We start from the raw sequence: 20128 nt of genomic DNA, 5'->3' as shown, positions 1-20128 counted from the left end.
CGCGCCGGGCTCGGCCAGCTTACACCTGCATATTCATCACATCCCTGTAAGCCGAGACCAGGCGGTTGCGCACCTGGGTGCCCATCTGGAAGGCCACGCTGGCCTTCTGCATGTCGACCATCAGATCGTTGAGCTCCACGCCGGGGTCGCCAGCCTGGAACGCCTCGGCCTTGGCCGCTGCGGCCTGCTGCAGGCGGTTAATGCGCTGAATCGACGCCTGCAATTCACCGGCAAAACCCCCAGCCCCCACCTGAGTGGAGACCTGCTGGCCCTTGGAAGCCTGGCCGGCGGCCTGGGATGCCAGGCTTTGCATCTGGGCCAGGGCAGACTGGATGGCCGGTGAACTCATGGATACGCCTCGCCTGCTGGTGGTGGGAGTGACGGGGGTCGATGGCTGACAAGGCTAGCACTGGCAGACTCGGCACCATCGAGGCAATTGCCGATGAAAAGGGGGGCTTTTTGCGCATTAGAGGTCAACGGCAAACAGGATAATGGTGTTCATCATCGATTCACCTGCCCCGAGGGCAGCCTATCGCGACCCATGGACGCTGCCAATGCCTTTCAATTCCATGCCAGTGCTCCCCGCCATTGCTTGTGCGGACTTACGAGGTGGCGTGAATGAGTGACGGCGCCCAGGCCACCGGCACCCAGGCCAGCTCACCGCGCAAGGAAGACACGCCCCCAAACGGTTTCGAGCGCATGCTGCAGCAGCTGCGCGGCAACCCACTGGTCCTGCTGATGGTGGCGGGCGCTGCCTGCGTCGCCATTGTCGTGGCGCTTTTGATGTGGGCACGCGCGCCCGACTATCGTGTGCTTTACAGTAACCTTTCCGATGCCGATGGCGGTCGCATCGTCAGCGAGCTGGAAACCCGCGGGGTGCCCTACCGCTTCAGCCAGGGCGGCCAGGCCCTGCTGGTGCCGGGGGATCAGGTGTTCGGCCTGCGCCTTCAACTGGCCGAGCAGGGCCTGCCCCGGGGCGGCAACGTCGGCTTCGAGCTGCTCGATGACCAGGCCTTCGGCATCAGCCAGTTCGCCGAACAGGTCAACTTTCAGCGCGGCCTGGAGGGCGAGCTCGCGCGCTCCATGGAGTCGCTGGGCCCAGTGGAGCGCGCCCGCGTGCACCTGGCGATGGCGCGCCAGTCGGTATTCGTGCGCGACCGCGAACCGGCCAAGGCCTCGGTCATCCTCACCCTGCATCCCGGCCGCCTGCTCAGTGATGGCCAGGTGAGCGCCATCGTGCACATGGTGGCCAGCAGCGTGCCGGAGCTCTCCGCCGAGGACGTCACGGTGGTGGATCAGAACGGCCGCTTGCTCTCGACCCAGGCGGCCGGCCGCCACGACCTGGACGGCTCCCAGCTGGAGTATATCGAGGAGGTAGAGCGCTCCTTCCAGCGTCGCATCGAGAACATCCTCATACCCTTGTTAGGACGCGACAACGTGCGCGCCCAGATCGCCGCCCAGATCGACTTCTCGCGCCGTGAGGAAACCGCCGAGCGCTTCGGCCCCAACCAGCCGCCCAATGAGGCCGCGGTGCGCAGCCGCCAGGGCAGCGTCGCCTACAACGGCGACGAGGGGCTCGCCCAGGGCATCCCCGGCGCGCTAAGCAATACTCCCCCGGGTACCGCCCCCTCCCCCATCGAGCTTGCCGAGGGCGAGGAAGGCGCCGATGCAGAGGCCCAGCAGGAGGCCCTTCAGGCGATCAACTCCCTGCGCCGGGATGAGGTCGTCAACTACGAGGTGGATCGCAGCGTCTCTCATGTTCAGCATCGTCTCGGGCAGGTGGAACGCTTGACGGCGGCGGTGGTGGTCAATTACCGCGACGCCCTCAACGAAGAGGGAGAAATGGAGCGGGTGCCATTGACCAATGAGGAGATCGCCCAGATCGAGCGCCTGGTCCGCCAGGCCATTGGCTTCTCGGCGGCCCGAGGCGATGCGATCGAGGTGGTCAATAGTCCCTTCAGCCGCCTGGACGAAGAGGAGCAAGATCTCGAGTGGTGGCAGACACCCGAGATTCAGCAGCTGGCGATCACCTTCGGCCGCTACCTGCTGGTGGCGCTGGCCGCTCTGCTGCTCTATCTGCTGATACTGCGCCCACTGATCAAGCGCCACACCCAGCCCCCGATGGCCACGGCGGCGCCGGGCTCTACCCTGCAGGTGCAGGTCGGAGACGACGCCAACGACGCCGACAAGGCGAAGGCGGCCGCCAACGAGGGCGATGAGACCTACGAACCGCCGCGCAAGCGCCGTCACAAGGGCTCCGCCTATGAGCAGAACCTCAGCGACCTGCGCGAGATGGCCCAGGAGGATCCTCGCATGGTGGCGATGATCGTGCGCAGCTGGATGAACAAGCATGAGTAGGGAACTTAATCTGAGCGGCGCCCGGCGCAGCGCTATCCTCCTGCTCGCCCTCGACGAGGACAGCGCGGCCGAGGTGTTCAAGTACCTCTCGGCCAAGGAGATCCAGCTGATAAGCTCGGAAATGGCGCGCCTGGACCAGGTCTCCCACGACGAGATGCGCCAGGTGCTGGCCGACTTCCACGCCGAGACCGAGGAGTTCATCGCGCTGAACCTGAACTCCAGCGACCATATCCGCTCGGTGCTGACCAAGGCGCTGGGCAGCGAGCGCGCCTCCAGCCTGATCGAGGACGTGCTGGAGAGCTCCGGGGCCACATCGGGCATCGATGCCCTGAACCTCATGGAGGCCTCCATAGTGGCCGAGCTGATCCGCGACGAGCATCCGCAGATCATCGCCACGGTGCTGATCCATCTGGAGCGCCATCAGGCTGCCGACGTGCTGGAACTGTTCGATGACAAGCTGCGCAACGACGTGGTGCTGCGTATCGCCACCTTCAGCGGGGTGCAGCCGGCGGCCTTGCAGGAGCTCACCGAGGTGCTCTCCGGGATGCTAGACGGTCAAAACCTCAAGCGCAGCAAGATGGGCGGCGTAAGAACCGCGGCCGAGATCCTCAACCTGATGAACTCCAGCCAGGAAGAGGCCGTCATCGACACGGTGCGCGCCCACAGCGAAGACCTGGCCCAGAAGATCATCGACGAGATGTTCCTGTTCGAGAACCTCATGGACCTCGACGACCGTGGCATTCAGCTGGTGCTCAAGGAAATCGACACCAACTCTCTGGTGGTGGCACTTAAGGGCGCGCCCGAGGCACTGATGGACAGGTTCCTGCGCAACATGTCTCAGCGCGCCGCCGACCTGGTACGCGAAGACATGGAGGCCAGAGGCCCGATCCGCATCTCCCAGGTGGAAGCCGAGCAGAAGGCGATCCTGCAGATCGTACGCCGCCTGGCCGACAGCGGCGAGATCGTGCTGACCGGCGGAGAGGATACCTATGTCTGAGCACCTGCCTGAGGACAAGCCGATGCCCGCCCATGAAACCGAGCTGCGCTGGCGGCCCTGGCGGATGAGCGAGCTTCACACGTTGCGAGAGCCCGACCCAGCCGGCGTGCCGTCTGCGGAACAGACCGCCCGGCGCAAGGCGGCCTTTCAACGCCAGGCGGAACTGCATGCCCTGCGCGAAAAGGTCATGCAGGAGGCTCGCGAACAGGGCCACCGCGAGGGCTTCGAGGCCGGCCACGCCGAGGGCCATGCTCAGGGCCTGGAAAAGGGATTGGAGGAAGGCCACGAGCAGGCCCGCCAGGCATTCGAGCGAGAGGCCAGGGAGGCCCTGGCGCCGCTTCAGCCGCTGGCGCAGCAGTTCGGCGAGGCGCTGACCCGCCTCGACGAGGAGGTCGGCAACGAGCTGGTCGAGCTGGCCCTGGCCACCGGCCGCCAGCTGGCCGGCGAAGCGCTCAAGGCACGACCCAGGCAGGTGCTCGAGATCGTGCGAGGGCTCCTGCATACGGAGCCCGGCATGAGCGGCAAGCCACGCCTATGGCTGAATCCCCGCGACCATGCCTTGGTCGAAGAGCACCTCGGCAATGAGCTCGCGGCCGCCGGCTGGGCCATGCAGCCCGATGACCAGGTAACTCGCGGCGGCTGCCGGGTTACCAGCGCCAGCGGCGAGCTCGATGCCACCTGGGAAAGCCGCTGGGCGGCGGTGAAGCGTCAGGTACGCCGACGCGCCACCCCCAAGCCCCGCGAGGAAGGCGAGGAAGGCGAGCCATGAGCGAAGCCAGCCTGCAGAACCCCTACCACCAGAACTGGCAGCAGTCGCTGCGCAAGGTGCGCACACGCATCGAGAAGATTCCCCCCTTCCGTGCCAGCGGGCGCGTGGTGCGTGCCACCGGCATGGTGATCGAGGCGGTTGGGCTGCAGGCTCCGCTGGGCAGCGCCTGTCGTATCGAACTGCCTGCGCCCTACAGCCACGAACCGCCGCGCTTCGCCGACTCCCAGGTGGTGGGCTTTGCCGGCGACAAGCTGTTTCTGATGCCGCTGACCGAGATCACCGGGCTGCTGCCGGGGGCCCGGGTTTTTCCGCTCGGCAACGGCGGCAACGGCGCGCGACGCTTTCCCCTGGGCGAGTCGCTGCTGGGGCGCGTGGTGGATGGCAACGGTGCCCCTCTTGATGGGCTGGGTGCACTCGATGATGCCCAGCAGGCAACGCTGCAGATGCCGCCCCTCAACCCGCTGTTGCGAGCGCCCATCGACACCCAGATCGACGTCGGCATCCGCGCCATCAACGCCCTGCTCTGCGTGGGGCGCGGCCAGCGCATGGGGCTGTTCGCCGGTTCCGGGGTCGGCAAGTCGGTGCTGCTTGGCATGATGGCCCGCTTCACTCAGGCCGACGTGATCGTGGTGGGACTGATCGGCGAACGTGGCCGCGAGGTTCAGGACTTCATCGACAACATCCTCGGCGAGGAGGGCCGCCGGCGCGCCGTGGTGGTCGCGGCCCCCGCGGATACCTCGCCACTCCAGCGCCTGCAGGGGGCCTCCTATGCGACCCGCCTGGCGGAAGGGTTCCGCGACGAGGGCCGCGACGTGCTGCTGATCATGGACTCGCTGACGCGCTACGCCATGGCCCAGCGGGAGATCGCCCTGGCCATCGGTGAGCCCCCCGCCACCAAGGGCTATCCGCCCTCGGTGTTCGCCAAGCTGCCGAGCCTGGTGGAGCGGGCCGGCAACGCCGAACGCGGCGGCGGCTCCATTACCGCCTTCTACACGGTGCTGACGGAGGGCGATGATCAGCAGGATCCCATCGCCGATTCAGCCCGCGCCATCCTGGACGGCCATGTGGTGCTGTCCCGGGCGCTGGCCGAGGCGGGACACTATCCCGCCATTGATATCGAAGCCTCCATCAGCCGAGCCATGACCCAGATCATCAGCCCCGAACAGTCACAGATGGCACAGTCATTCAAGCGTCTGTTTTCTCGCTACCAGCGCAACCGCGACCTCATCAGCGTGGGCGCCTACAGCCCGGGCCACGACCCCGGGCTAGATGAGGCGGTGCAGCGCTTCCCAGCGCTGGAAGCCTTCCTGCAGCAGCAGATCGACGAGCAGGCCTCCGCCGACTCAGCCCGTGCGGCGCTCGCCAGGACCATGGGAGTGATGCCATGAAAACCAACACCTCTCAGCTTGATACGCTGATTGCACTGGCTCGCGGTGACCGCGACCAGGCGGGGCAGGCGCTGGCCAGCGAACGCCAGAACGAGCGCCAGGTGAGTAGCCAGCTCGAGTCGCTGCTGCAATACCGGCTGGAGTACAGTCAACGCCTGCAGCAGGCAATGAGCGAGGGAATCGACCCCGCCACCATGCGCAACTACCAGCAATTTCTTGACTCCCTGGACAGCGCCCTGGCGCGCGCCAAGGAAGCCCTGGCATCTCAGCAGCAGCGGGTCGGCCAGCGCCAGTCCCAGTGGCAGCAGGAGCAGCGCAAGCTCTCCTCCTACGACACCCTGGCCACTCGCCGGGAGGGGCTGCAGCGCCGTCACGAGGCACGCCAGGAGCAGCGCACCAGCGATGAACTGGTCAATGGCCGACTGGCCCGCACCCGCACAAGCGACCGCTGATTTCGGAGTGACCCATGGATATTTCACTGCTGCTCACCCCCCTCGCCGGGCCAGGGCGCACCGTCTCCCAGGCCGACAACGACTCCGGCCAGACCGGTAACGGATTCGCCCAGGCCCTCGCGAGCCTCGAGGCCGCGTCTCAGAGCCTCGCCCTGCCTGCCTCTATGGAGAGCGATACGCGGCCGGGCGGGTCGGGGTCCGTCCAGGCGAGCCTGGTCGCCATGATGCAGGCGCTGGGCGGCGGCAGCGAGCTCAAAGGCAATGGAGACCTGGCAGAGATTGCCGAACGACTGGCGCTGATTGCCTCGGCCGGCGCGCCCACGGACAACACCAAGCAGGTAGATTCCGCACTCGAAGCCACACGCAGCGCCCAGGAGTTGACGGAGGGCACCCCGCTCGCCGACGGCTACCCACCTGCACTGGCAGAATCGGCTGTCGCGCCGCTCCTGCCGAGAGAATCCAATGGTCGAGCCGCGGGCCTCGAGGCCCGTGAGCCGAGGCTCGCGGCCGCCGACATCGCCCAGCAGAGAGAGTCTCGCCCGGTCGCCGACAGCCTGGCTGCCACTCTTTCCTCCAACCCTGCCGGCCGCGAACTTCCCGCCCAGGCGAGCCGTGCCCAGGGTCTCACCGAGGCCGTGGCGCGTGCCGTCGAGTCTCCTCAGGCGCCCGGCGCGTCCGAGCTGCGCCCCGCCGCCCCCGCCGAGTGGCGTAGCGAGGGCCTCGCAGGCTTGTCTGCACCGCCCACCGGCGCCAGCGCACCTTCCGCGGCCATTCCAGGCATGAGCCTGCCGGCCGCCCTGTCGGCGCCGCTGGCCAGCCCCGCCTGGCCGGGCCAGCTCGGCCAGCAGCTGGTGATGCTGGGACAGCGCGGAGGGGAGCAGCGCGTCGAGCTGCACCTGAACCCTGCCGAACTCGGCCCGCTGACCATCTCCCTCAAGATGAGCGAACAGGGCGCCCAGGCCCAGTTCCTCTCTGCGCATGCCCCGGTGCGCCAGGCCGTCGAGCAGGCGATCCCCCAGCTGCGCGAGGCCCTGGCCGAACAGGGCATCAGCCTGGGCGAGACCTCGGTGGGCGAACACCGCCAGCAGGATCAGGGAGAGCGTCAGGCGCTCGCTGGCGGCGCAGGCACACCAGGCGCTGCCATCGACAGCGAGGAGCTGGAGAGCGCCGGCTCTGCAGCCCCACTGAGCGCACAGCCCCTGGAGGCCGGCCGGGTCGATTTCTACGCCTGAGCCCGTTCTCTCCACTGATGCCTGACTCGATCAGCGCCCGAAACGCCGAACCAAAAAGCCGAGAAAGGCCCCTAACACGGGCCTGTTTTCATCATGGGCCTGGCCGGTGCACAGGCATACTGACCAGCATGGCACTCGACTCTTTTGCGCACCGCGCCCAGAGGTAGCAAGGCAATGGCAAACACCGGTGGTGGCTCACGCAAGCTGCTGTGGTTGATGGCAATACTCGTCGTCGTCTCCGTTTCCGCGGCGGGGGCGGCACTCTACATGGTGATGGGCCAGGGCGACCCGCGAGCCGCCCAGACCCAGGCACCCCCGGAGCGTCGTGCGCCCATCTTCGTCAAGATCGACCCCTTTACCGTCAACCTGGCCGACGACACCTACGGTAACCGGCTGCTCTATACCGGCCTCTCCCTCAAGGTGGGCGATCAAACGACCCGAGATATCCTCCAGGAGCACATGCCCCAGGTCAGAAGCCGCCTGCTGATGCTGTTCTCCGGTCAGGAGGCGCGTGAGCTGACTCACCCCGACGGCAAGGTGCGGCTGGCCGACAAGGTCATCGCCACGCTCCACGAGCCAATGACCGATTACCAGCCTGACCTGCTGATCGAAGACGTGCTGTTTACCGAATTCATCGTCCAATAAGCGGATCGAGCCCCATGTCCCAAGACGATCTGCTCTCTCAGGAAGAGATCGATGCGCTGCTCAAGGGAGTCAGCGGTGAGGATGACTCCTCCACCCCTGGACGCGTTGAGTCGCGTATGCGCCCCTATGACCCGGCGACGCAACACCGAGTCATCCGCGAACGTCTGCATGCGCTGGACATCATCAACGAGCGTTTCGCCCGTCATTTTCGAATGGGCATGTTCAACCTGCTCAGGCGCAGCGCTGATATTACCGTGGATTCTGTCCGCTACCAGAGCTACAGCGATTTCTCGCGTAACGTGCCAGTCCCGACCAACATCAACTTGATCGCCATGAAGCCGCTACGCGGCTCGGCCATGATCGTCTTTCCTCCGGCCTTAGTCTTCATGGTCGTGGACAACCTGTTCGGCGGAGACGGTCGCTTCCTTACCCGCTCCGAGGGGCGCGAATTCACCAACACCGAACAACGCATCATCATGCGCCTTCTGAATCTGGCCATCGACGCCTACGCCGAGTCCTGGAAGTCGGTTTATCCTCTGGAAATCAGCTTTCTGCGCTCTGAAATGCAGTCGAAGTTTGCCAATATCACCAACTCACCCAATGAGATCGTGGTCAATACTTCCTTCAATATCGAGGTGGGCAACCTATCAAGCAACTTCCAGGTCTGCATGCCTTTTGCCATGATCGAGCCATTGCGTGACTTACTTGCCAACCCCCTCAATGATGGCCACCACAATCAGGACGGCAACTGGAAACGCCGCATGGCCGGTGAGATCCGTCATTCCGAGGTGGAACTGGTCGCCAATTTCACCCAGATTCCTACTCGTATCGCACACGTCATGTCTCTCAAGGTGGGCGATATCCTGCCAGTGGAGCTCCCCGCAACAATCATCGCTCGGGTCGACGGCGTGCCAGTAATGGAGTGCGAATATGGCAGTCAGCATGAGCAGCGTGCGCTTCGCGTGCTGAGCATGATCGATCATACCCATAACACCGCCTCATCCGATGCCTTCGTCAGGGGTTCGGTGCCGACATCCAAGGAATTCAAGAATGACTGATCCCAAGAACCCCGATCAGCCCATCGGCAACGACGACTGGGCTGACGCGATGTCCCAGCAGGAAGGCGCGCCCAAGCAGGAGAGTGCCGAGGACCTGTGGGCCGATGCCATGGCCGAGCAGGAAGGGGACGCCTCGCCAGCCACTGATGACGATCCATGGGCCGAGGCGATGGCCGAGCAGCGGTCGTTAGAGTCGGACAACGAACCCACTGAGCCGCCCCCTTCACCGTCGCCGGCACAGGCCGCCAGTGACAGCGTCTTCCGGCCACTTAGCCATTCCAGCTCGCTCTCCGCCGCCCGCGATCTGGAGATGATCATGGATATCCCGGTCAAGCTGGCCGTGGAGCTTGGTCGCACCCGGATCACCATCAAGCAACTACTCGAGCTGTCCCAGGGCTCGGTGATAGAACTCGATGGCCTCGCCGGTGAGCCTATGGATATCCTGATCAACGGCTATCTGATCGCCCAGGGTGAGGTAGTCGTCGTGGATGACAAGTATGGCATTCGTATCACCGAGATCATCACCCCTTCCGAGCGCGTTCAGAAATTGAACAAATGAGCGACACCCCCGTCCGCGACACCACCGCCAGCGGCCTCGAGGCCGTCAGCGTCGGCACAGATGCCCTGGTTGGCATGGCGACGCTGGGCAAGACCGCTGCCGCTCTGGCGCTGGTGTTGGTGATCATCTTCGCCGCCAGCGCCCTGCTCAAGCGGCTGCAACGTCATCGTCAACCCGCCGGCGGGCGCCTTCGGGTGGTCAGTGCCGCGGCCGTGGGGCCGCGCGAGCGGGTGGTCATCGTCCAGGTGGAGGAGCGCTGGCTGGTGCTGGGCGTGGGTGGCGGCCAGGTCAACAAGCTACACGAACTGGCCGCCCCGCCCCAGGAGGCTAAAGCTTCCTCGGGCGCCGGCTTCGAGGCCGGCGACAGCTTTGCGACCCGTTTCGCCAAGGCGCTGAAGCACAACGCGGGTCTCAAGGACAGGCCCGGCAGATCGTGAGCCTTCGCCTCTCCCGCGCTGTTCCGGCGCTGCTCTTCGCGCTGGGGCTGCTGCTGATGCCCACGCTGGCCCTGGGGCAGCAGCTGCCGGGTATCGTCAGCCAGCCCCTTGAGGATGGCGGCCAGCAGTGGTCGATCCAGCTGCAGACGCTGCTGCTGCTCAGCGCCATGGCCTTCCTGCCGGCCATGCTGCTGATGATGACCGGCTTCACCCGCATCATCATCGTGCTGGGCCTACTGCGCACGGCCATGGGCACCCAGGCGACTCCCCCCAACCAGGTGCTGCTGGGGCTCGCGCTCTTCCTGACCTTCTTCGTGATGGCGCCGGTCTTTCAGCTGGTCTACGACACCGCCTGGGTACCGCTCTCCGCCGAGGAGATCAACTTCGAGGAGTTCCTGATGCTCGCCCAGCAGCCCTTCCGCGAGTTCATGCTGGCCCAGACCCGCGAGCCCGACCTCGCGCTGTTTGCTCGGCTGGCGGAGGTAGGCCCCATGCAGGGGCCGGAGGACGTGCCGCTGCGGATCCTGGTGCCTGCCTTCGTCACCAGCGAGCTCAAGACCGCCTTCCAGATCGGCTTCATGGTCTTCATTCCCTTCCTGATCATCGACCTGGTGGTGGCCAGCACGCTGATGTCGCTGGGCATGATGATGGTGCCGCCGATCACCATCTCGCTGCCTTTCAAGCTGATGCTGTTCGTGCTGGTGGATGGTTGGCAGCTGATCGTGGGTTCCCTGGCCCAGAGCTTCTATATCTAGCGCCCCTCTGTATCTAGCGCCCACGGGGGCGCGAGGAGAGAACAATGACACCGGAAATGGTGATGGCTCTGGCCTACCAGGGCATGAAAGTGACCCTCTTCCTCGGCGGGCCGCTGCTGCTGACGGCGCTGCTGACGGGCCTGACGGTCAGCCTGTTTCAGGCGGCGACCCAGATCAACGAGATGACCCTGTCGTTCATTCCCAAGATATTGGGCGTCTTCGTAGTGCTGATCGTGGCCGGCCCCTGGCTGCTCAAGCTGATCACCGACTTCACCCGAGAATTGTTCCTCAATATCCCGATGATGGTGTCGTGACGGAGCGGCCATGGTCGAGGTGACCTTCGCCCAGCTGCAGGGCTGGATCATGGCCTTCCTGTGGCCCTTCGCCCGCATCACCGCCTTCCTGGCCGCCTCGCCGCTGTGGGGGCACTCCAGCGTACCCAATCAGGCCAAGGTGGGGCTCGCCGCGCTGGTGGCCATGGTCATCGCCCCGGTGATCTCGCTGCCCGACGTGCCGCTGGTCTCCTGGGCCGGGTTCGGCATCATGGTCGAGCAGATGATGATCGGCATTGCCATGGGCCTGGTGATGCATGTTACCTTCGCCGTGGTGCAGGCCACCGGCGAGTTTATCGGCCTGCAGATGGGCCTGGCGTTTGCCACCTTCTTCGACCCGGGCAGCGGCACCAACATGGTGGTGCTGTCGCGCTACCTCTACATGATCACGCTGCTGATGTTCCTGGCCTTCAATGGCCATCTGATCGTGCTCGAGATTCTGGCCACCAGCTTTGTGACCCTGCCCATAGGCCTTGGCGGATTTAACGCCAGCGGGTTTGAGATGCTGGCCCGCTATGGCGGCACCATCTTCATGTCCGGCATGCTGCTGGCGCTGCCGCTGGTGGGGTCGCTGTTGATCATCAACCTGTCGCTGGGCATCCTCAACCGCTCCGCGCCTCAGCTTACAGTGTTCAATATCGGCTTTCCGACTTCACTTACCGTGGGCCTGGCGCTGATGATGGTGCTGATGACCGATATCGGCCGCTTCCTGCAGGGGCTCTTCGCCAGTGGCCTGATGTTCATGCGCAATCTGCTCGATGCCCTCGCCCCGCTTACATAACAAGCCCTGTTACGTCTTGTTCTCTCGCTACGGTGCAGGCATAAAAAAAGCCCTGGCGGTGGTGCGCCAAGGCAAGGGACTCCGGGTGCCGAGAGTGGCAGCACCCGGATCAGGGAAGGTTCGACCTCAACGCAGATAGTCGAACAGCGACATGCTCTTGATATCCACGAAGGCCTTCTGGGCCGCCTGGAGCCCGACCTGCCGCAGGCTGTATTCAGAGATCGCCTCTGCGTAATCCAGGTCGACAAGATCGGAGAGAGTCTGCTCGTAGTTGAGCATGCGATTGCCGGCCACCGAATCGACCACGTCAAGCTCATTGAGGCGCGCGCCCACGGAGGCACGCACGGTCAGGACGTTATCCAGGTTGTTGTCGAGCTCACGCATCACGCTATTGAGTGTGTTGCGAAACAGGGCGCGGTTCTCGGCGGTGCCCTGCTGGTCCAGCTCGAGGACGTCGATGGCATCCTTCAGGGACTTGAAGAGATCCTGATTGGCGTCATCGGCATTGGCCGGGCGTACCTGGATGGCGTCTCCATCGGCTGGCAGACCCTGCAGGGTGATGCTGACACCGGCTACCGTCAGGCTCTGGCCGGAGGTGTACTCTCCTGTGGCAATCTGCACCAAATTGGGATTGCCGTCTCCATCGAGCACTGGGTTGCCGTCGCCATCCCGCTCGAAGGCCAGCGCCTGCCAACTGGCCTCTCCCGTGTCATCGTCAACGTCGAAGGCAATGGTGAAGGGCTGACCGAATCCACCGGCGGAGGGGTCGATGCGGCTAGGGCCAGAAGTAAAGGTCACGGAGCCTTCGTTGCGGACCCCTTCGTCGCGCTCTGCCCTGGCCACATAGCCGGCACCGCTAGGGACGCTGCGAAAGATGGTGTTACCGTTGTCGGTGACCTGCATCAGCCGCGAGGCATCGATGCGCTGCTCGCGCGCATTCTCATCACCCCTATAATCGATGGTCGCAGCCGCGCCATCGGCAAACTCGGTGCGTGCAAAGGGGGGCGCATCGTCATTGTAGCCGCCAAACAGATAGCGGCCGTTGCCGTCGGTGGCGTTGGCCTGGCCGATCAGGGTCTCGTAGACGCCGCGCAGCTCCGAGGCCACCGACTGGCGATCGACATCGCTCAAGGTGTCGCTGGCGGCCTGCACCAGAAGGGTCTTGGCGCTAATAATGGCGTCGCTGACACTATTGAGCACGCTCTCCGACTGCGCGAGCGAATTGCGCGCGCTGATGCGGGCGTCGGCGAACTGCTGGGTCACCGCCTTGGCCTGGGAGACGCCTACTGCGCGGGAGGCCGCCTGGGGGTCGTCCGAGGGGTTGACCACCCGGCGCCCGGTAGCGATCTGCTGGCCGACTTTGAGAAAATCGCCCTGCTGGCGATTCAGGGATTTCACGCTCTGCTCAAACATGGTGACGGTGCTGATACGCATCTTGTGGTTCCCCTGAATCAGCTACGCAGGCCGAGAATGGTGTCGAAGATGGTCGAGGCGGTATCGATGACCCGGGCGTTGGCAGCATAGAACTGCTGGTAGCGCAGCAGGTTGGCGGCTTCCTCGTCCAGATTCACCCCGGATTCGGACTGCTGCACCGCCCTGAGCTGGTCAGTCAGCCCCTGGCGGGCCTCCAGGTTGACCTGCACCACATTGGTCTTGTTGCCTACGTCGCTCACCATGCTGGCATAGGCCTGGTTGAGGGTCGCGGTACCACCAACAAGCGTCTTGCTCTGCAACTCTTGCAGCGCCAGCGCATTTCGGTTGTCGCCAGTTGCATCCGACTGAGCAGCGGCGATGAGATCGATACTATTGATCGCAGTCTCGAAATTCTGGGCTGCACGGCGTACCGGCTGAATCTCGAAACGATCTCCGTCAGCAGGAGTCGACGCAAATTCCAATGTCATCCCGCCAAAGTTCAAAATATTGTTTGTCCAATCCCCAGGCTGAATAGCAACGGCCTGACCGTTATCCTTCCTTGTGACCTGCGGCTCACCATTCTCGAAGCGGACGGTGTAATCAGTCGCTACTAGCTCATCAACCCGACCGAAGTCAAAAGCCTTGGTGATGCCAATATCGCCGCTATTGCGAGTATTACCATAGACATTTGGCTCACCAAGTTTAAAAAAAGACTGACCCGGATCACCATTTAGGTCAAAGCCATCTTCATGAATCTGGTTGAAACCCACTGCTAGGGAGACCGCCAGCTGGCCGATCTGGTTCTGGGTCTTGTCCAGTGACTCAGCCCGAAACTCCATCAGCCCCCCGAGAGTACCGCCCTTGACGGTGTTCTCGGGCAGGGCCACCAGATTGCCACCCGAGTCGCGATAACCCAGCACGGTGCGCTCGGGGTCATTCGGCGAATCCATTGCCTCCAGCTTGTAGTGGTTGGTACCGGACACCAGCGGCTGGCCGTTGGGCAGGCTGATGTTGTAGGTCTTGCCGTCCTGAATAATAAGCCGAATATCCATACGCTCGCTGAGCTCGGCCACCAGCTGGTCGCGCTGATTCAGCAGGCCATTGGGCGCGTCACCGGTGCGCGCGCGTGCGAGTGCGATCTCACGGTTGAGGATCGCCAGCTGCTCCGTGGTGTTGTTGATCTGGGTGACCTCGTCACGGATCTGGCCGTTGATGCCCGACTGCATGTCCTGCAGGTAACCGTCGAACGATCTGAACTGGGAGGTAAGGGTCTGTGCCGTGCCGAGAACACCCTGGCGTGCCGCGGGATCGGAAGGCGCACCGGCCAAGTCCTGCAGTGCCGAGAAGAAGTTCTGCATCAGCGGGGCCAGGCCTGCGTCGCGGTCGGCCAGCAGGTTGTCGATCTGGCTGATCTGGCCCTGATAGGCAGCCAGCGCACTGGAGCTGCTGGTGGCCGAGTTGAGCTGGTTGGCCACGTACTGGTTGAACTGGCGCTGGATGTCGTTGACCCGCACCCCGCCATCGCCGCGCCCTTCTCCCAGGATCGTCAGCTCCCGGTTGTAGCCCGGGGTGTAAACATTGCTGATGTTGTTGCTGGTGGTATTCAGGGCGTTCTGAGCGGCGTTGAGGCCGCTCAGGCCGATGGAGAAGATGCTCATGGTCTGATAATCCTTGGGCCGTTGCTTTGACTATCGGCCGTGAGAGACATTTCTTTAGGAGCCGGCGCCCCTTTCGAGGCGCCCCATGCTGGTCACCCCAGGCTGGGCTTGGCACCCCGCTCAGTAACGCAGGAACACCAGCGAGTCCGAAGGCGCCGCGCCACCGGAGCCTGCCACTGCAGAGGCGCCGTTCAGGGTGCCCATCACCGCGATCAGCTTGTCGGCATAGGCCGGGTCGGTGGCGTAGCCCCCGGCCTGCAGCGCCCGGGCGGCCTGCTCGGCGCTGCCGGCGGTGACGACACCGGCATAGCGCGGGTTATCGCTGATCAGGCGGGCATAGTCGGTGAACGACGCCTCGAAGGAGCCATAGACCCGGAAGGTATCGGTGACTCGCGTGCGCTGGCCGTTCAGGTACTCGTGGGTCACCACCTCGGTGGTAGGCCCCTGCCAGCGACTGCCGGCCTTGATGCCGAAGAGATTGTGGCTGTTGCGGCCATCGGCGGTGGCGATCTCATGGCGCCCCCAGCCGGTTTCCAGCGCCGCCTGGGCCAGAATCAGCTCTGCCGGCACCCCCGTCTGGCGGCTAGCGGCGTGAGCCGGTCCCTCGAGCTTGTCCACGAAGGCCTGCACACGGGACGGCATCTGGCCACTGTCGGTGCTGGAAGAAGCCTGGCTCTCTGCCGGAGCCCTCGGTACTGCACCCGGAGCCCTTGCACCATCGGCGGCTCGGGATTGAACATCACGGGCCAGCGAATCACGATAGGACGTCGCCGCGGCCAGCGGCTGGGCGGCCAGCTCCCCCATGAACCCTGAAGGCGTGGCCTCGAGGGCCTCCATGAAGCTGGCGGGGGCCGTCTCGGCGGCCTTTGCACTGCGCGGGCCGAGCCCATCTGGCGTTTCTGGAACCGTCGCCGGCGGGGTCTCGCTGTCTGCCTCTTCGCCCAGCAGCGCATCCTGCAGCGGCCGCGGCGCACCGCGCGGAATGCCGGCGATCAGCTCATCGATGGCGCTACCCCGCTGCGCCAGCTCGGGTACCATGCCACTGCGCTCGAGCTGGGCCACCAGCTTGTCGGCCAGGCCGATGCCGCGGGAGGCCATCACCTGTGACCACTGCTGATCCAGCATCGACTGATAGAAGTCGGTGGCCTGGCTCTCCATCAGCCCCCCCTGGGGAATGGTGTCGCGCATGCTCTTGAGCATCATCTGAATGAAGAGCGCCTCGAACTGTTCCGCCGCACCCCGCACCCCCTGGCTCGGGTCCTGCCGGGCGGTGTGCTTTAGCCTATTCAGCCCCTGCATGTCGAGGGCGAACTGACCGCCCATGTCCTGCACGCTCATCAGAGGATCTCCAGATCGGCGCGCAGCGAACCGGCGGCCTTCAACGCTTCAAGAATGGCCATCAGGTCCTGGGGGGTCGCCCCCAGCGCATTGAGGGCGTTGACCACGTCAACCAGGTCGGCGCCCTCCACCACCTGCAGGTAGGCGTCCTGCTGCTCGATCGCGATGTCCGTGTCGGGGATCACCACAGTCTCCCCCTGGCCGAAGGGAGCCGGCTGGCTGACCCCGAAGCGGGTGTCGATGACGATGGAGAGGTTGCCGTGGGCCACCGCCGCACGGCGCAAGGTCACGGCGCTGTTCATCACCACCGAGCCGGTGCGCGAGTTGAGCACCACCTTGGCCGCGGCCTCGGTGGGCGTCACGCGAATGTTCTCGATCTGGGCCATGAAGTTGACCCGGGAGTTGTCGTTCATCGGCCCATCGAGAGCGATCACCCGGCCGTTGCGGGCAGCCGCCACCGGGCGGCCGAACTCCTGGTTGATGGCGTTGACCACGCGCTGGGCGGTGCCGAAATCCGACTGCTTGAGTTCCAGCTCCAGAAGGCCGCCGTTGGCGGCGAGGTCCAGCGGCACCTCGCGCTCCACCATGGCGCCACCAGCGATGCGGCCGCCGGCCAGCTGGTTCACCTGAACCGAGCTGCCGCCGCCCTCGGCACCGGCGCCGACCACCAGAAGGTTGCCCTGGGCGATGGCGTAGGTTTCACCATCGGCGCCCTTGAGCGGCGTCATCAGCAGGGTACCGCCCCGCAGGCTCCGCGCATTGCCCACCGAGGAGACGTTGATGTCGATACGCTGGCCGGGCCTTGCGAAGGGCGGCAGGTCGGCGGTAATCATCACCGCCGCCACGTTGCGCAGCTGCATGTTGGTGCCGGGTGGCACGGTGATACCGAGCTGGGAGAGCATGTTGGTGAGGCTCTGCCCGGTGAAGGGCGCCTGCATGGTCTGGTCCCCGGTGCCATCCAGGCCCACGACCAGCCCATAGCCCACCAGTACGTTGTCGCGCACCCCGGCGAAGCTGGCCAACTCGCGAATACGCTCGGCCTGGGCCGGCAGGGCCAACAGACATGCCAGCAGCACAAGAAGCCCCCTGGCACACCAGCGAGAGGGCCGATGAAAAGACGATGTTGTGGCAACGGTCTGCATGCTGCCCCCTAGAACGGCGAGATGTTAAGGAAGAAGCGCTGCAGCCAGCCCATATGCTGTGCCTCGCTGATATAGCCGTTACCCACGTACTCGATGCGCGCATCGGCCACCGCGCTGGAAGGCACGGTGTTCTGGCCACTGATGGTACGAGGGTTGATGACCCCGGAGAAGCGGATGAACTCCACCCCCTGGTTGATGCCGATCTGCTTCTCGCCGCGCACCCGCAGGTTGCCGTTGTGCATCACCTCCAGCACCGACACGGTGATGGTGCCGGTCATGCTGTTGCTGGCCTGGGAGCCGCCGCCGCCGTTGAAGTCGCTGTTGCCTGACAGGCCGCCAGACAGATCGATGCCCTGCTCGGCCAGGCGCTCCAGCACGTCGGGCAGCGCCGACAGATCGAGCCCCGCCGAACCGCTGCGAGTCATGTTGGACTGGGCATTCTTGCTGGCGCTGACCTGCTCGTCCAGCACGATGGTCAGGATATCCCCCACCATGCGCGGGCGACGATCCTCGAACAGCGGGCGCGAACCTCGGTGCGGCTGGTAGATGGAGCCGTTGGCCATGGGAGGCGGCGGCGGGTTGATATTGATCTGCTCCTGCTCTCCCACCACCGAGGCCCTCGGCACCTGCGCGCAGCCGGACAGCACCAGAAGGGCTACCGCCAGCACGGCCATGGCCGTATTACGCATGCTCGAAGACAGCATCTTCGTCACTCCCGGGTCGCCCCTCTTCACAAGATCATCCACGCCACTCACAAGATCATCCACGCCACAAGATCATCCACGCCGGGGCTTTATAGCTGGGTCAGGCGTGCCAGCATCTCGTCGCTGGTCTGAATCGCCTTGCTGTTGATCTCGTAGGCGCGCTGGGTCTGGATCATGCTGACCATCTCCTCCACCACGTTGACGTTGGAGGTCTCCACATAGCCCTGGAAAAGCCGCCCCGCACCGTTCATGCCGGGCATGGTTTCGTTACGCGGCCCCGATGCTGCCGTCTCCAGATAGAGGTTGCCACCGATGCTCTCGAGCCCGGTCGCGTTGACGAAGGTCGAGATGCTGATCTGGCCGACTTCCAGCGACTGGGTCACGCCGGGCTGGCGCACCGAGACGATGCCGTCCTCGCCGATGGAGACCGACAGGGCGTTGTCGGGAACGATGATCGCCGGCTCGATCGGATAGCCGTTGGCCGTCACCATCTGGCCGTTCTCGTCCAGCTGGAAGCTGCCGTCGCGGGTGTAGGCGGTGGTGCCATCGGGCATCAGCACCTGGAAGAAACCGTTGCCGTTGATGGCCAGATCGCGGGAGTTGCTGGTGAGCTCGAGCCCCCCCTGGGTGTGCAGGCGCTCGGTGGCCACCGGGCGCACGCCCGTGCCGACCTGCATCCCGGAAGGCAGGCGGTTCTGCACGTCGTTCTGGGCACCGGGCTGGCGCAGGTTCTGATAGAGCAGATCCTCGAACACCGCCCGGCTGCGCTTGAAGCCGTTGGTGCTGACGTTGGCCAGGTTGTTGGAGATGACGTCCAGCTTGACCTGCTGGGATTCCAGGCCGGTCTTGGCGGTCCAGAGTGACTTGATCATGAATGGCTTCCTCTAGGGGCAGGGTTCAGCCCTGCATCGACAGCAGATTGTTGGCGCGCTGGGCATTCTCATCGGCGGTGCTGATGACCTTCATCTGCATCTCGTAGCGGCGGGCAACGTCGATCATCGACACCATGGCCTCGATGGCGCTGACATTGCTGCCTTCGAGCACGCCGCTGACCAGGCGCATCTCCTCCGCCTGGGGCAGCGCCATGACCTCGCCCTCGGCGTTGGGTGGCGCCCGGAACAGGCCGTCGTCACCACGCACCAGTCCCGCCTCGCCGGGCTCCACGAGCTTGATTCTGCCGACATCCACCAGCGCCTCTGGCCCCTGCCCTTCACCGATGGCGCTGAGGGTGCCATCGGCGCCTACGGAGAGCGCAGAGCCCAGCGGCACGATGATGGGTCCACCGTCGCCGATCACCGGCCTGCCGGTGATCAGCAGCACGCCATCGCCATCCACCTGCATGTCACCGCGGCGGGTGTAGGCCTCGGTGCCGTCCGGGGCCTGAACGGCGATCCACCCCTGCCCCTGCACCGCCACATCGAGCTCACGCCCGGTGGTGATCATGTGGCCGGGCGTGAAGTCGCTGCCCGGCGTGGTGGCCGCCACCGACACCCGGGTCGCATGGGCCGCCTCGCCCTGCACCGGCACCGCCCGCATGGCGTGCAGCTGGCTGCGAAAGCCGGCGGTATCGACGTTGGCCAGGTTGTGGCTGACCACCGCCTGCTGGTCCATGGTCTGCTTGGCGCCGCTCATGGCGGTGTAGAGGATGCGATCCATCGTTCAGGCTCCTGTGATCGACGCCTTAGCGCAGATTGATGGCGGTCTGCAGGAGCTCGTCCTGGGTCTTGATGGTCTGGGAGTTGGCCTGGTAGGCACGCTGGGCGATGATCATGTTGACCAGCTCGCGGGCCATATCCACGTTGGAGGTCTCCACGGCACCGGCGACGATCAGCCCCAGCTGGCCGGTACCCGGGGCGCCCAGCAGCTCCTGGCCGGAGGCCTGGGTCGCCACCCAGGCGTTGTCGCCTTCGGGGCGAAGGCCTTCCGGGTTGCGGAAGTTGGCCAGGGTAATCTGACCCGCCGGGCGAGACTGCTCATTGGCGTAGTTGCGCATGATGGTGCCATCGTCCTCGATGGTGATGCCCACCAGCGCGCCTGAGGTGTAGCCGTTCTGGGTCAAGGCGCTGGTCGTCGAGTTATTGCCGAACTGGGTGGAACCCGCGAGATTCAG

The 20128-nt window shown here is 64.9% G+C and carries 22 protein-coding genes; 13 read left to right on the top strand and 9 right to left on the bottom strand.

Annotated elements, in window-relative coordinates; all coding sequences use genetic code 11:
• Positions 1 to 19: 19 nt before the first annotated feature.
• Entirely contained in the window at positions 20 to 349 is a 330-nt protein-coding gene (gene fliE / locus IBX53_RS08900; RefSeq protein ID WP_290908156.1) for a flagellar hook-basal body complex protein FliE, read from the bottom strand.
• Between the two features lie 269 nt (positions 350 to 618).
• Here fliE and fliF point away from each other — a divergent pair, with 269 nt between their 5' ends.
• The 13 genes from fliF to fliR all read left to right on the top strand — a co-directional run bounded on the left by fliF (position 619) and on the right by fliR (position 11763).
• The gene (gene fliF, locus IBX53_RS08895) at positions 619 to 2358 is read left to right on the top strand and encodes a flagellar basal-body MS-ring/collar protein FliF (RefSeq protein WP_290908154.1); all 1740 of its coding nucleotides are present in this window, start codon (positions 619 to 621) and stop codon (positions 2356 to 2358) included.
• On the top strand, positions 2351 to 3355 hold the full coding sequence (gene fliG, locus IBX53_RS08890; protein ID WP_290908151.1) for a flagellar motor switch protein FliG: 1005 nt from the start codon (positions 2351 to 2353) through the stop codon (positions 3353 to 3355). The genes fliF and fliG overlap by 8 nt, the downstream gene beginning before the upstream one ends.
• Before the next feature lie 22 nt (positions 3356 to 3377).
• Positions 3378 to 4124 carry a flagellar assembly protein FliH gene (locus tag IBX53_RS08885; protein ID WP_290908149.1) on the top strand — a complete coding sequence of 249 codons (747 nt, stop codon included), beginning with the start codon at positions 3378 to 3380 and terminating at the stop codon, positions 4122 to 4124.
• Positions 4121 to 5512: a flagellar protein export ATPase FliI gene (gene fliI, locus IBX53_RS08880; protein WP_290908146.1), complete on the top strand. Its 1392-nt coding sequence runs from the start codon at positions 4121 to 4123 to the stop codon at positions 5510 to 5512. Before IBX53_RS08885 ends, fliI begins: the two co-directional genes overlap by 4 nt.
• The gene (gene fliJ / locus IBX53_RS08875) at positions 5509 to 5964 is read left to right on the top strand and encodes a flagellar export protein FliJ (protein WP_290908145.1); all 456 of its coding nucleotides are present in this window, start codon (positions 5509 to 5511) and stop codon (positions 5962 to 5964) included. The genes fliI and fliJ overlap by 4 nt, the downstream gene beginning before the upstream one ends.
• 14 nt (positions 5965 to 5978) lie before the next feature.
• Complete coding sequence (locus IBX53_RS08870) at positions 5979 to 7196, top strand: flagellar hook-length control protein FliK (RefSeq protein WP_290908142.1); 1218 nt, start codon at positions 5979 to 5981, stop codon at positions 7194 to 7196.
• Between the two features lie 174 nt (positions 7197 to 7370).
• Positions 7371 to 7841, top strand: coding sequence for a flagellar basal body-associated protein FliL (gene fliL / locus IBX53_RS08865; RefSeq protein WP_290908141.1), 471 nt, complete (start codon positions 7371 to 7373; stop codon positions 7839 to 7841).
• A 14-nt stretch (positions 7842 to 7855) separates the two neighbouring features.
• Positions 7856 to 8899, top strand: coding sequence for a flagellar motor switch protein FliM (gene fliM / locus IBX53_RS08860; protein ID WP_290908137.1), 1044 nt, complete (start codon positions 7856 to 7858; stop codon positions 8897 to 8899).
• The gene (fliN, locus tag IBX53_RS08855; protein ID WP_290908135.1) at positions 8892 to 9458 is read left to right on the top strand and encodes a flagellar motor switch protein FliN; all 567 of its coding nucleotides are present in this window, start codon (positions 8892 to 8894) and stop codon (positions 9456 to 9458) included. Before fliM ends, fliN begins: the two co-directional genes overlap by 8 nt.
• Complete coding sequence (gene fliO, locus IBX53_RS08850; protein WP_290908132.1) at positions 9455 to 9895, top strand: flagellar biosynthetic protein FliO; 441 nt, start codon at positions 9455 to 9457, stop codon at positions 9893 to 9895. Before fliN ends, fliO begins: the two co-directional genes overlap by 4 nt.
• A gap of 56 nt (positions 9896 to 9951) precedes the next feature.
• Positions 9952 to 10650: a flagellar type III secretion system pore protein FliP gene (gene fliP / locus IBX53_RS08845; RefSeq protein WP_290908158.1), complete on the top strand. Its 699-nt coding sequence runs from the start codon at positions 9952 to 9954 to the stop codon at positions 10648 to 10650.
• 44 nt (positions 10651 to 10694) lie between these two features.
• Complete coding sequence (gene fliQ / locus IBX53_RS08840) at positions 10695 to 10964, top strand: flagellar biosynthesis protein FliQ (RefSeq protein ID WP_290908128.1); 270 nt, start codon at positions 10695 to 10697, stop codon at positions 10962 to 10964.
• A gap of 10 nt (positions 10965 to 10974) precedes the next feature.
• A complete protein-coding gene (gene fliR / locus IBX53_RS08835; RefSeq protein WP_290908125.1) occupies positions 10975 to 11763 on the top strand; it encodes a flagellar biosynthetic protein FliR in 789 nt (262 codons plus the stop codon).
• Between the two features lie 126 nt (positions 11764 to 11889).
• On the opposite strand, the gene flgL is transcribed toward fliR, so the two are convergent.
• From flgL to IBX53_RS08795, 8 genes are all read right to left on the bottom strand, one after another.
• Positions 11890 to 13197, bottom strand: a complete 1308-nt coding sequence (flgL, locus tag IBX53_RS08830) for a flagellar hook-associated protein FlgL (protein ID WP_290908121.1) — start codon at positions 13195 to 13197, stop codon at positions 11890 to 11892.
• A gap of 17 nt (positions 13198 to 13214) precedes the next feature.
• The gene (gene flgK, locus IBX53_RS08825; RefSeq protein ID WP_290908119.1) at positions 13215 to 14834 is read right to left on the bottom strand and encodes a flagellar hook-associated protein FlgK; all 1620 of its coding nucleotides are present in this window, start codon (positions 14832 to 14834) and stop codon (positions 13215 to 13217) included.
• 120 nt (positions 14835 to 14954) lie between these two features.
• Positions 14955 to 16172 (bottom strand): flagellar assembly peptidoglycan hydrolase FlgJ, encoded by a 1218-nt coding sequence (flgJ, locus tag IBX53_RS08820; protein ID WP_290908116.1) that lies wholly within the window; start codon positions 16170 to 16172, stop codon positions 14955 to 14957.
• Complete coding sequence (locus IBX53_RS08815; RefSeq protein ID WP_290908112.1) at positions 16172 to 17314, bottom strand: flagellar basal body P-ring protein FlgI; 1143 nt, start codon at positions 17312 to 17314, stop codon at positions 16172 to 16174. The genes flgJ and IBX53_RS08815 overlap by 1 nt, the downstream gene beginning before the upstream one ends.
• Before the next feature lie 8 nt (positions 17315 to 17322).
• Positions 17323 to 18018 carry a flagellar basal body L-ring protein FlgH gene (locus tag IBX53_RS08810; RefSeq protein ID WP_290908108.1) on the bottom strand — a complete coding sequence of 232 codons (696 nt, stop codon included), beginning with the start codon at positions 18016 to 18018 and terminating at the stop codon, positions 17323 to 17325.
• An 89-nt stretch (positions 18019 to 18107) separates the two neighbouring features.
• Positions 18108 to 18890, bottom strand: coding sequence for a flagellar basal-body rod protein FlgG (gene flgG, locus IBX53_RS08805; protein ID WP_290908103.1), 783 nt, complete (start codon positions 18888 to 18890; stop codon positions 18108 to 18110).
• Positions 18891 to 18915: 25 nt separating this feature from the next.
• Positions 18916 to 19674, bottom strand: a complete 759-nt coding sequence (locus IBX53_RS08800; protein ID WP_290908100.1) for a flagellar basal body rod protein FlgF — start codon at positions 19672 to 19674, stop codon at positions 18916 to 18918.
• A gap of 25 nt (positions 19675 to 19699) precedes the next feature.
• A partial coding sequence (locus IBX53_RS08795) for a flagellar hook-basal body complex protein (RefSeq protein ID WP_290908095.1) occupies positions 19700 to 20128 on the bottom strand: 429 nt, incomplete at its 5' end.

This window comes from Halomonas sp. (assembly GCF_014859505.1).
GTDB lineage: Bacteria > Pseudomonadota > Gammaproteobacteria > Pseudomonadales > Halomonadaceae > Halomonas.
Note: the sequence above shows the minus strand (reverse complement) of the source record. Positions and strands in the feature narration are given on the sequence as shown.